This window comes from Massilia paldalensis, assembly GCF_044901715.1.
GTDB lineage: Bacteria > Pseudomonadota > Gammaproteobacteria > Burkholderiales > Burkholderiaceae_D > Telluria > Telluria paldalensis.
This window is the reverse complement of sequence record NZ_JBJCIU010000003.1, coordinates 379,484-390,452: the sequence shown is the minus strand read 5'-3', so window position 1 is coordinate 390,452 and position 10,969 is coordinate 379,484. Positions and strand designations below refer to the sequence as shown.

Sequence of the window (10,969 nt, the reverse complement as noted above, 5' to 3'; positions counted from 1 at the left end):
ATCGCCATGCAAGACTTTCACTACACCCGCGCCCGCGAACTGATGAGCCACGCCGAGGAAATCGTCAGCGCCGGGCAGGTCCAGGCCGCCGTCACCGAGGTCGCCGCGGTGCTCAACGCGCGCTTCGACAACGACGAGACCGGCGCATTCCCCCTCGTGCTGGGCGTGATGGGCGGCGCCGTCGTCTTCACCGGCAGCCTGCTGCCGCAACTGACCTTCCCGCTCGAATTCGACTACATCCACGTGACCCGCTACGGCAACCTCGACAAGGGCGGCGAAGTGGTCTGGAAAGTGGTGCCGCGCCAGAGCGTCGAAGGCCGCATCATCATCGTCGTCGACGACATCCTCGACGAAGGCGAGACGCTGGCCCACGTGAAACAGCGCCTGCTCGACATGGGCGCCGCCGAAGTGATCCTGGCCGTGTTCGCGGACAAGGACCTGGGCAAGGAAAAACCGGTCAAGGCGGACATCGTCGGGCTGACGATCCCGAACCAGTTCGTGGTGGGATTCGGCATGGATGCGCATGGGTACTGGCGCAATTTGCCGGGCTTGTGGGTGATCCGGGACGAGGACAAGCAGGTGGAAGCGGAAAAAACCGCGCCTTGAAACGACGTACGCACTAAAACGACGTCATCCCCGCGCAGGCGGGGATCCGATTTTCGCGCTGGCCACGGCGCGTCGAAATCGGGTTCCTGCCTGCGCAGGGACGACGGTTTACAGCGCCAGCCGCTTGCGCGCCGCCTCGTACTGTTCCTTCAGGCGCTCCACCATCTCCGCCACCGTCGGCACGTCGTCCATCAGCCCCACGCCCTGGCCCGCGCCCCAGATGTCGCGCCAGGCCTTGGCGCTGCCGGAACCGAAGCTCATCTTGCTCTTGTCCGACACGGGCAGGTTGTCCGGATCGAGCCCTGCCGCCACGATCGATTTCTTCAGGTAGTTGCCGTGCACGCCCGTGAACAGGTTCGTGTACACGACGTCGGCCGCCGTCGATTCGACGATGGCGTCGCGGTAGGCGTCGCTGACGTTCGCCTCCTTCGTGGCCAGCCAGCGCGAGCCGATGTAGGCGAAGTCGGCGCCCATCGCCTGCGCGGCCAGGATGGCGTCGCCCGTCGCGATCGAGCCGGACAGCGCGATGGGACCGTCGAAGAACTTGCGCACTTCTCCCACCAGCGCGAACGGCGACAGCGCGCCCGCATGGCCGCCGGCGCCGGCCGCCACCAGGATCAGGCCGTCGACACCCGCCTCCAGCGCCTTTTCGGCGTGGCGGATCGAGACCACGTCGTGCAGCACGATGCCGCCGTAGGCGTGCACGGCATCGAGCATTTCCTGCGGCGGCGCGCGCAGCGAGGAGATGATGATGGGCACCTGGTGCTTCACGCACACCTCGACGTCGTGCGCGAGGCGGTCGTTCGACTGGTGCACGATCTGGTTGACGGCGATCGGTCCCACCCGCTTGCCCGGATTGGCCTGCTGGAAGTCCTTCAGCTCGGCCTGCAGGTCGGTCAGCCAGGTGTCGAGCAGCTCGGCCGGACGCGCATTGAGCGCTGGGAACGAGCCGACGATGCCGGCCTTGCACTGCGCGGCCACCAGCGCGGGACCGCTGGCGATGAACATCGGCGAGGCGATGACGGGTAAGGAGAGGTCTTGCAGGACGGTGGGCAGCGCCATGGGTATGCTCGCGGGTTGGTTGGTCGGATGGTAGCCAATCGATTATGGCGCAAAAAAGCACGACCGTGCTAGATACCGTGCTCTAAATTCTTGCCGTTCGGGTAAGCTTGCCGGCTAACCACACGGAGACATGTCATGAGCGACGACCAGCAAGGCAGCGTCAAGCTGCCGCAACGCCTTCTGCCCATTCCGGCATCCATCAGCCCGCAAGCGCAGGCCGCCCTGCGGCGCATGGTGAACGGGGACGGCGTCCCCGTGAACGCCCTGCACGCGATGCCCGCCCCGGATGAGCGCGAAGGCTGGCAGCGTGTAAAAGCCGGCGCCGACGCCTGGTATGCGGCCAACCTGGGCGACGGCCTGGCGGCCGTGCGCGCCGGCGTGGAGACGATCGCGGCCGGCAGCGCCACCATCCACGTCGCCAGGCCGGCACGGCCGATCGCCGCCGATTGCGCGCTGATCGACCTGCACGGCGGCGCCCTCGTGTTCGGCGGCGGCGATGCCTGCCGCGCATCGACGCGGCTGCAGGCCGACCAGTACGGCCTGACGTGCTACGGCGTCGACTACCGCATGCCGCCCGAGCACCCGTATCCGGCCGCGCTGGACGATTGCCTGGCCGCCTACCGCCACGTGCTGGAACGCCATGCGCCCGCGCGCATCGCCATCGCCGGCCGCTCCGCCGGCGGCAACCTGGCCGCGGCCCTGCTGCTGCGCGCCCGCGACGAAGGCTTGCCGCTGCCGGCGGCCGTGGTACTGCTCTCGCCGGAAGCGGACCTGACGGAATCGGGCGACAGCTTCGCGCTGAACCAGCTGGCCGACGTCGTGCTGCCCGGTTCGCTGATGGCGAACAACCTGCTGTACGCGGACGGCGCCGACCTCGCCCACCGGTATCTGTCGCCGCTGTTCGGCGATTTCGCGCCGGGCTTCCCGCCCGCCTTTTTGCAGTCCGGCACGCGCGACCTGTTCCTGTCGAATACCGTGCGCATGCACCGGGCGCTGCGCGGCGCCGGGATCGATGCCGAACTGCACGTGTTCGAAGCGATGCCGCACGGCGGCTTCATGGGCGCGCCCGAAGACGAGGAGCTTGTGCGCGAGGTCGCGCTCTTCCTGCGCGCGCGCCTCGGGATTCAGTCGAACCCGAGCTGATCCTCGCGGCGGCGGATGGCGGCCCAGACGGCGCGCTTGGCGTCGTCGTCGGCCGTGCTCCAGGCGCAGATTTCGTCAATGGTGCGCAGGCAACCTTCGCACAGGCCCGTCTCGGGCGACATCTTGCACAGGCTGATGCAGGGAGAGGGGACCGGGGTTTGCTGTTCCGGGGGCAGGTGTGGGTCACTCATGGCGGGCAGCTTACCCTAGACGGACGGCAAGCGCGCGTTTCGCTTTACATCAAGGTAGACTACGCTCTGGCAATTCGAAACCTTGATCCGTAAGGTTGACGCAAGCTTGGCAACCAAGACTGGGATGCATTCGATGTCCCGGCCTCGCCGAAAAGGAGTCTCGATGAGCATCAGCAGCAAATTCCTCGCGCAGATGCGTGCCGCGACCCGATCGATGATGCGCCGCGGCCCGTCGGTGGCGCGCAGCGTCATCCGCGAATCGGTCAAGAACGCTACCGCCATGCAGGCCGCGACCGCCAGGACGAAGCCACCCGCTCCGGAACCGGAACCGCCGCCCGCACCGCTGCCCGTGCCCACGTCGGCGCCGGCATCGAACCAGCCCGCCTACGATCCCGTCTCCGACATGCTGGCCGCGCTGAGCCGCTTCGGCCAGCCGGGCGGCAATCCGTTCAGCGTGCCGCCGCTGACCAGCGGGGCGGCCGCGATCGGCCTGCCCGGCCAGTTCATCGACGCCAGCTACGGCAACGAGGCGGGCACGCGCGAGTACAAGCTGTACGTGCCCAGCACCTATGCGGGACAGGCAACGGAACACGCCGCGGGCCGGGCCGCGCCCCTGCTCGTGATGCTGCACGGCTGCAAGCAGAATCCCGACGATTTCGCGCTCGGCACCGGCATGAACCTGATCGCCGAGGAGCAGGGCTGCCTGGTCGCCTATCCGGCGCAGTCGCAGCACGCCAATCCCTCGCGCTGCTGGAACTGGTTCAATGCCGTCGACCAGCAGCGCGGCCAGGGAGAGCCGGCGCTGATCGCCGGCATCACGCGCGACATCATGGCCCGCTACGCCGTCGACCCGGCCCAGGTGTACGTGGCGGGCCTGTCGGCCGGCGGCGCGATGGCGGCCATCATGGGCACGCTGTATCCGGACCTGTACGCGGCCGTCGGCGTACATTCCGGCCTGCCGTTCGCCGCCGCCCACGACCTGCCGACGGCGGTGGCGGCGATGAAGGGCGATTTCCGCACGCGCCACACGGAAGGCAAGGCGCTGCCGATCATCGTGTTCCACGGCGACCGCGACACCACCGTGCACCCGGCCAACGGCGACGCGTTGATCGCGGCGCGGCGGCGCGATCCGGCCGACATCGTCGTGGTGGAGCCTGGCACGATGCCGGACGGCCATGCCTTCACGCGCACCGTGCACCGCCTGCCGGACGGCGCCGTCCACGCCGAACACTGGGTCGTGCACGGCTCGGGCCACGCCTGGTCGGGCGGCGATGCGCGCGGCAGCTACACGGACGGCAAGGGACCCGATGCGAGCCGCGAAATGATGCGCTTTTTCCGCACCGCGCGCTGACACCCTATTCCGCCGCGGGCGTCCGAGGCGCCGCCCGGTCCTGAAGCGCGATATGCTGTTCGAGACAGGCCGGGCACCAGCAGCCGGCGCGCTGGCCCTGCGGCCCGTCCGCTGCCGGCACGGGGACGACGGCGGGCAGGCGGGTGCACCAGCACGGCTCGCCCGCCTTGTCCCCGTCGGCCATCGCACAGCCGAACGCTGCGCCACAACGCGCGCAGGTACTCATGCGGACGTTCCCGCAGCACCGCCGGCCGCCCGCCTGCGGGCGAAAAATGGGAAGGTTGTATCCATATGTAATCCACCTTAACGGCGACGGCCGGAAAATACAACATGGAACATCCCATAAAACCCCAGCGGGCGCCGTGTTGCCGTAAAATCTCGCACATTCTTTTTTTGACCCCCAATGAACGCTATGCTGACCAATCTGAAGGGCGACGACCAGAACAACGACCTGACTGCGGTCTCGCCGCAGATCAAGGCGCAGATCCTGGCCGAGGCGCTCCCCTACATCCGTAACTTCCACGGTAAAACCATCGTCATCAAATACGGCGGCAACGCGATGACCGACGAGCGCCTGAAGCACGGCTTCGCGCGCGACGTCATCCTGTTGAAACTGGTCGGCATGAACCCGGTGGTGGTGCACGGCGGCGGTCCGCAGATCGACAACGCGCTCAAGAAGATCGGCAAGCAGGGCACCTTCGTGCAAGGCATGCGCATCACCGACGAAGAGACCATGGAAGTGGTCGAGTGGGTGCTGGGCGGCGAAGTCCAGCAGGACATCGTCATGCTGATCAACCACTACGGCGGCCAGGCCGTGGGCCTGACCGGCAAGGACGGCGGCCTGATCCGCGCGCGCAAGATGGCGATGCCGGACAAGGACAAGCCGGGCGAGTTCCTCGACATCGGCTTCGTCGGCGAAATCGAGGCGATCAATCCGGCGGTGGTGAAAGCCCTGCAGGACGACGCCTTCATCCCGATCATCTCGCCGATCGGCTTCGGCCAGGACGGCCAGGCCTACAACATCAACGCCGACGTCGTCGCCGGCAAGATCGCGGAAATCCTGAAGGCCGAAAAGCTGATCATGATGACCAATATCGCCGGCGTACAGGACAAGCAGGGCAATCTGGTCACCGACCTGTCGGCGCGCGAGATCGACGAGATGTTCGCGGACGGCACGATTTCGGGCGGCATGCTGCCGAAAATCTCGTCGGCGCTGGACGCCGCCAAGTCGGGCGTCAATACGGTCCACATCATCGACGGCCGCATCGAGCACTCTTTGTTGCTGGAAGTCTTGACCGAACAGGCCTTTGGCACTATGATCCGGTCTCACTGAAATTTTGCAGCGGCGTCAGTCACTGTGAAGTTGACTTGATGCCCTTGTAGCTCAGTGGTAGAGCACTCCCTTGGTAAGGGAGAGGCCACGTGTTCAATCCACGTCAAGGGCACCACCTGGAGCGGTAGTTCAGTTGGTTAGAATACCGGCCTGTCACGCCGGGGGTCGCGGGTTCGAGCCCCGTCCGCTCCGCCAGGATTCAAATAAAAAAGGTCCGACTCGTTCGGGCCTTTTTTATTGTTAGGTACAAGAGGATCTCCCCTGCGGGAGATCCGGTTTCGGGCTCGAAGGGAATCGCTTGCAAGCGATTCCGCGGCCCGCGGAACGTGGGCGAGCCCCGTCCGCTCCGCCAGGATTTATTAAAGAATGCTCCCTTCGGGGGGCATTTTTTATTTCTGCCGTCGCAGTCCGCTACAATCGCTGACTCGTCGTCCCTGCGCAGGCAGGGACCCAATTTTTTTGCCACGCAACGTGAACTTGGGCCTCTGCCTGCGCAGGGCGACGGTGCATGTCGCGTTACTCTCACCGTGCCCACACTCCCCTCCCCCGTCTGGCTGTTCGATCTGGACAACACCCTGCACGACGCCTCGCACGCGATCTTCCCCGCGATCAGCGCCAACATGAACACGTATATCGCGCGCGTGCTGGGCGACGGCACCACGCCCGCCAGCCGCGAAGCGGTGGACGCGGCACGCATCGGCTACTGGAAGCGCTACGGCGCCACGCTGCTGGGCATGATCCGCCACCACCAGGTCGATCCTGCGGATTTCCTGCGCGAGACCCACGACATCGGCGCGCTGCAGGACCTGGTGCGCGTCGAGCGCGGCCTGGCGAAGCTGCTGCGCCGCCTGCCCGGCCGGAAAATCCTGCTGACGAATGCGCCCACCGTGTATTCGACGGGCGTCGTGCGCCAGATCGGCCTGCAGCGCCACTTTGCCCACCACATCGCCATCGAGGACATGCGCGTGCACGGCCAGCTGCGCCCCAAGCCTTCGAAACTGATGCTGCGCCGGCTGCTGCGCAAGCATGGCCTGGCGCCGCGGCGCTGCATCCTGGTCGAGGACACGCTGGTCAACCTGCGCCACGCCAAGCAGCTGGGACTGCGTACCGTCTGGGTCACGCAATATCTACGCTATAGCGATCCGATCGGCAAGGCACCGTTGCCTAAAATCATCAAACGTCCCGCCTACGTCGATGTCAAAGTAAAATCGGTACTTCGACTGCCGGCACGCATGAACCGGCTGCGCTGAACGAATCCAGTCCAAACCCAACTGAAAGACACATCACAACATGGCAAGCACCAAGCCGGGCCAGCGCAAGCTGCAGATCCTCCAGGCGCTGGCGGCGATGCTCGAGCACCCGAAGGGAGAGAAGATCACGACGGCGGCGCTGGCTGCGAAGCTGTCGGTCTCCGAGGCCGCGCTGTACCGCCATTTCGCCAGCAAGGCCCAGATGTTCGAGGGCCTGATCGACTTCATCGAATCGAGCGTGTTCGGCGTGATCAACCAGATCGCCGAGCGCGAGGAAGACGGCGTCGCGCAAGCCCACGCGATGCTGCAGATGCTGCTGGTCTTCTCGGCCAACAATCCCGGCATGACGCGCGTGCTGATCGGCGACGCCCTCGTCGGCGAGGACGAACGCCTGCAGCTGCGCATGAACCAGTTCTACGACAAGGTCGAGATGGCGTTCAAGCAGGCCTTGCGCCTGGCCGTCACCCAAGGCCACGGCCGCGAGGAAGACGTGGCCGCGCGCGCCGCCATGCTGGTTTCCTACGTGACGGGACGCTGGCACCGCTTCGCCAAGACCGGCTTCAAGCAGCAGCCGGGCGCGGACAGCCCCGTACAGCTGGCCCTGCTGCTTGCAGCCTGATGGCGGCCTGACTCCGATGGACCTCGCTCCCGGCCAAGCCGTGTTCGCCCTGCTCGACGACGCCAGCCCGGAAGGGCAGCGCCAGGCGCGTTCGCGCCTGTACGACGGCCACGCGGGCACGCTCGCCTGCACGCGCATCGAGGACTGGCCGAAACTCCTGGCCGGCCTGCAGGAAGCGCTGCGGCGCGGCCTGTACGCGGTGCCGGTGCTCACCTACGAACTGGGCGAACAGCTGCTTGGCGTGGCCGCGCACCCCCTCGAGGGCCAGGCGCCGCTGGCCCAGGTGCTGCTGTTCGAGCGCGTGGCCATGCTCGACGCGGAACAGGTGCACGACTGGCTGGCGCGGCGCGCGCGCGACGATGGCCAAGACGACGGCCAGGGCGATGCAGGGCCGGCCGGCATCGCCGCCATTCAGCCCAACGTCGACGAGGCGGCTTTTACGCGCGCGATCGAACGGATCCGCGACTACATCGCCGCCGGCGATACCTACCAGGTCAATTACACCTATCGCCTGCGCTTCGATGCCTTCGGTTCGCCGTTCGCGCTGTATGCGCGCCTGCGCGCGCGCCAGCCGGTGCCCTACGGGGCCCTGGTCGGCCTGCCCGACGGCCGTACCGTCGTGTCGCTGTCGCCGGAACTGTTCATGCGCCACGACGCCGGTCGCCTGCTGGCGCGGCCCATGAAGGGCACGGCGCCGGCGGCCGACGATGCCGCGCTGGACGACGTCCGTGCCCAGCAGCTGGCGGCCGATCCGAAGAACCGCGCCGAAAACCTGATGATCGTCGACCTGCTGCGCAACGACCTGGGCCGCGTCGCCCGCACCGGCAGCGTCGGCGTGCCCGCGCTGTTCGAAGTGAAGCGCTACGGCAGCGTGCTGCAGATGACCTCCACCGTGCAGGCGCAGCTGCGCCAGGATGCGTCCTTGAACGACGTCTTCGAGGCGCTGTATCCGTGCGGCTCGATCACGGGCGCGCCCAAGCGCCGCACGATGGAAATCATCCACGAACTGGAACCGGCCGCGCGCGGCATCTACACGGGCGCCATCGGCTGGATCGATCCGCCGGCCGCGGGTGCCGCCATCGGCGACTTCTGCCTGTCCGTGCCGATCCGCACGCTGGTGCTGCAGCCGGAACAGGCGGGCGTGCGGCGCGGGGAACTGGGCGTGGGCGCCGGCATCGTCCACGACAGCGTGGCCGCCGCCGAATACGCCGAGTGCCGCCTGAAGGCGCGCTTCCTGACGGGCATGGGGAGCGACTTCGAGCTGTTCGAGACCATGTTCGCCACCCGCGAGGAAGGCTGCCGCCACCTGGAACGCCACCTGGCGCGCCTGCGCGCGTCGAGTGACTATTTCGGCTATCCGTTCGGCGACGAGGTCGTGCGCGCCGGCGTGCTCGCCGCCTGCGCCGTGCTGCCGCCCGGGGTGCCGCACCGCCTGCGCCTGGCCCTGCTGGCCAACGGCGAAGTGGTTGTGCAGACGGGCGCGCTGGCGCCGCTGGGCGACCCGGACGAACCGGTACGCCTGCTGCTGGCCGATGCGCCGGTGCGCTCGAACGACCTGTTCCTGCGTCACAAGACCAGCATCCGTGCGCGCTACGACGCCGCCTGGCGCAACGCCGAGGCGCAAGGCGCGTTCGACACGCTGTTCTTCAACGAGCGCGGCGAACTGGTCGAGGGCGGGCGCAGCAACGTGTTCGTGCGCGTGGCCGGGCGCTGGGTCACGCCGCCGCTGTCGTCCGGCCTGCTGCCCGGCGTGATGCGCGCGCTGCTGCTGGAGGATCCGGCCTGGAACGCGGTCGAGGTGCCGATCACGCGCGAGACGCTGGAACGCGCGCAGGAGATCGTCGTGTGCAATGCGCTGCGCGGTCCATTGAAGGCCGTGCTGGCGCGCTGAGCGAAAAAAAACCGGCGCGAGGCCGGTCGGAAAGCCGGCGGGGGCCGGCGCGCTTTTGGAGAAAGCGGCAATCGTTGCGGTATCAGAAGCGGTAGCCGACGCCCACGCCGAACAGCACCGGGTCGACCTTCACGCGGCTGGCCCTGGCGCCGCCGATCGTCACGTCGCTGCGGATCTGGGCCTTCTTGACGTCCAGGTTCAACGACCACTTGTCGTCGATCCTGACGTCGACCCCGGCCTGGACGGCGCCGCCGACGCTATCGTGTTCCAGGCTGGCGGCGCCGTCGAGCAGGCGCACCTTGGACAGCAGCGTGTAGTTGATGCCGGCGCCGACATACGGATCGATGGTGGCGCCCGGCAGGAAGTGGTACTGCAGGGTCAGCGTCGGCGGCAGGTGCTTGAAGGTGCCGATGCCGGCGCCATCCAGCGTGACGGTGTGCTTCTGCGGATAGGTCAGGATCAGTTCGGCCGCCCAGTGCGGCGTGAAGAAGTACGAGATGTCGACTTCGGGGATCCACTTGTCGCTGACGTGGAGGCGGTCGCTGGCGCCGACGCCGCCGACCGGATCGGACTTGTCGGCCGGATCGATGTGCACCGCGCGCGCGCGCACCAGCCACGGCGACTCCTGCGCCATGGCGGGCGCGGCGACGGCCGCCAGGCCCAGTGCGGCCATCATCAGTTTCAGCATCGACTTGTTCATGGTGTTCCCTTTCTTCGCGTTGTGTTGTTCAGCGAAGGGAAGTTTATTGATCAGCATCAACAAAATCGTTGATGTGCATCAAAATCCACCAGAACCATAACGCCGTCGTTCCCGGCATTGCCGGAAACGACTCCCTGCCTCCGCAGGGACGACGTTTTTTGACGTTGTTTGATGTTACTTGACTAGCCCGGATCAGCTACCCAGCGCCTTCTCGATCTTGCCCACCAGCGCCGGATCCTCCGGCGTCACCTTGCTCGGGAAGTAGTCCGTCACCTTGCCGTCGCGCCCGATCAGGTATTTGTTGAAGTTCCACTTGGGCTGGTTGCCCGTCGCCTTGATCAGTTCCGTGTACAGCGGATTGGCCTTGTCGCCGGAGACCACGGTGCTGGCGAACATCGGGAACTTCACGCCATAGGTGTTGTAGCAGAGGTCGGCGATCTTCTTGGCGTCGGCGTCTTCCTGCTTGAAGTCGTTCGACGGGAAGCCCAGCACCACCAGACCGCGCGGCGCGTACTTCGAATACAGTTTTTCCAGGCCGTCGTACTGCTTGGTGTAGCCGCAGTAGCTGGCCGTGTTCACCACCAGCACCACCTTGCCGGCGTACTGGCACAGGTCCTGCGGCGCCTCGTCCTGCAGGCGCTTGAAGGTATGGTGCAGCACGGCCGGGCAGCTGGCCGGGGCGGCCGCTGCCGGCTGGGCCGGAGCCGCCGATTGGGCCTGTGCGGGGGCCGTGGCGACGAAGGCGGTGACGGCGGCGCCGGCGGAAAACAGCAGGGCGAGGGTCTTGGACATGGAAGCGCTCGAACGAGGTTGAAAGAGCTTC

At 66.9% G+C, this 10,969-nt stretch carries 12 protein-coding genes and 2 tRNA genes; 9 read left to right on the top strand and 5 right to left on the bottom strand.

Annotated elements, in window-relative coordinates; all coding sequences use genetic code 11:
- Positions 1 to 6: 6 nt before the first annotated feature.
- Positions 7 to 606, top strand: coding sequence for a hypoxanthine-guanine phosphoribosyltransferase (locus ACI1V7_RS16460; protein ID WP_404532873.1), 600 nt, complete (start codon positions 7 to 9; stop codon positions 604 to 606).
- Positions 607 to 714: 108 nt separating this feature from the next.
- Here the strand turns inward: ACI1V7_RS16460 and ACI1V7_RS16455 are convergent, their stop codons facing one another.
- Positions 715 to 1,668, bottom strand: a complete 954-nt coding sequence (locus ACI1V7_RS16455; protein ID WP_290413059.1) for an NAD(P)H-dependent flavin oxidoreductase — start codon at positions 1,666 to 1,668, stop codon at positions 715 to 717.
- Between the two features lie 135 nt (positions 1,669 to 1,803).
- On the opposite strand from ACI1V7_RS16455, the gene ACI1V7_RS16450 reads away from it, so the two are divergent.
- On the top strand, positions 1,804 to 2,811 hold the full coding sequence (locus ACI1V7_RS16450) for an alpha/beta hydrolase (RefSeq protein ID WP_404532872.1): 1,008 nt from the start codon (positions 1,804 to 1,806) through the stop codon (positions 2,809 to 2,811).
- On the opposite strand, the gene ACI1V7_RS16445 is transcribed toward ACI1V7_RS16450, so the two are convergent.
- Complete coding sequence (locus ACI1V7_RS16445) at positions 2,793 to 3,002, bottom strand: DUF1289 domain-containing protein (protein ID WP_404532871.1); 210 nt, start codon at positions 3,000 to 3,002, stop codon at positions 2,793 to 2,795. The genes ACI1V7_RS16450 and ACI1V7_RS16445 overlap by 19 nt on opposite strands.
- A 163-nt stretch (positions 3,003 to 3,165) precedes the next feature.
- On the opposite strand from ACI1V7_RS16445, the gene ACI1V7_RS16440 reads away from it, so the two are divergent.
- Entirely contained in the window at positions 3,166 to 4,353 is a 1,188-nt protein-coding gene (locus ACI1V7_RS16440; protein WP_404532870.1) for an extracellular catalytic domain type 1 short-chain-length polyhydroxyalkanoate depolymerase, read from the top strand.
- Positions 4,354 to 4,357: 4 nt separating this feature from the next.
- Here ACI1V7_RS16440 and ACI1V7_RS16435 read toward each other — a convergent pair whose 3' ends face one another.
- Positions 4,358 to 4,579, bottom strand: coding sequence for a cysteine-rich CWC family protein (locus tag ACI1V7_RS16435; protein WP_404532869.1), 222 nt, complete (start codon positions 4,577 to 4,579; stop codon positions 4,358 to 4,360).
- 177 nt (positions 4,580 to 4,756) lie between these two features.
- On the opposite strand from ACI1V7_RS16435, the gene argB reads away from it, so the two are divergent.
- The 6 genes from argB to pabB all read left to right on the top strand — a co-directional run bounded on the left by argB (position 4,757) and on the right by pabB (position 9,446).
- On the top strand, positions 4,757 to 5,686 hold the full coding sequence (gene argB, locus ACI1V7_RS16430) for an acetylglutamate kinase (RefSeq protein ID WP_290413064.1): 930 nt from the start codon (positions 4,757 to 4,759) through the stop codon (positions 5,684 to 5,686).
- Positions 5,687 to 5,726: 40 nt separating this feature from the next.
- A tRNA-Thr gene (locus ACI1V7_RS16425) sits at positions 5,727 to 5,801 on the top strand.
- A 3-nt stretch (positions 5,802 to 5,804) separates the two neighbouring features.
- Positions 5,805 to 5,881 (top strand) — tRNA-Asp (locus ACI1V7_RS16420).
- 332 nt (positions 5,882 to 6,213) lie between these two features.
- Positions 6,214 to 6,936 carry a pyrimidine 5'-nucleotidase gene (locus ACI1V7_RS16415; RefSeq protein ID WP_404532868.1) on the top strand — a complete coding sequence of 241 codons (723 nt, stop codon included), beginning with the start codon at positions 6,214 to 6,216 and terminating at the stop codon, positions 6,934 to 6,936.
- A 40-nt stretch (positions 6,937 to 6,976) separates the two neighbouring features.
- On the top strand, positions 6,977 to 7,555 hold the full coding sequence (gene slmA / locus ACI1V7_RS16410) for a nucleoid occlusion factor SlmA (RefSeq protein WP_404532866.1): 579 nt from the start codon (positions 6,977 to 6,979) through the stop codon (positions 7,553 to 7,555).
- 16 nt (positions 7,556 to 7,571) lie between these two features.
- A complete protein-coding gene (gene pabB, locus ACI1V7_RS16405) occupies positions 7,572 to 9,446 on the top strand; it encodes an aminodeoxychorismate synthase component I (RefSeq protein WP_404532864.1) in 1,875 nt (624 codons plus the stop codon).
- An 82-nt stretch (positions 9,447 to 9,528) separates the two neighbouring features.
- Here the strand turns inward: pabB and ACI1V7_RS16400 are convergent, their stop codons facing one another.
- The gene (locus tag ACI1V7_RS16400) at positions 9,529 to 10,146 is read right to left on the bottom strand and encodes an OmpW/AlkL family protein (protein ID WP_404532863.1); all 618 of its coding nucleotides are present in this window, start codon (positions 10,144 to 10,146) and stop codon (positions 9,529 to 9,531) included.
- A gap of 192 nt (positions 10,147 to 10,338) precedes the next feature.
- On the bottom strand, positions 10,339 to 10,938 hold the full coding sequence (locus ACI1V7_RS16395; protein WP_404532862.1) for a glutathione peroxidase: 600 nt from the start codon (positions 10,936 to 10,938) through the stop codon (positions 10,339 to 10,341).
- Positions 10,939 to 10,969: the final 31 nt, after the last annotated feature.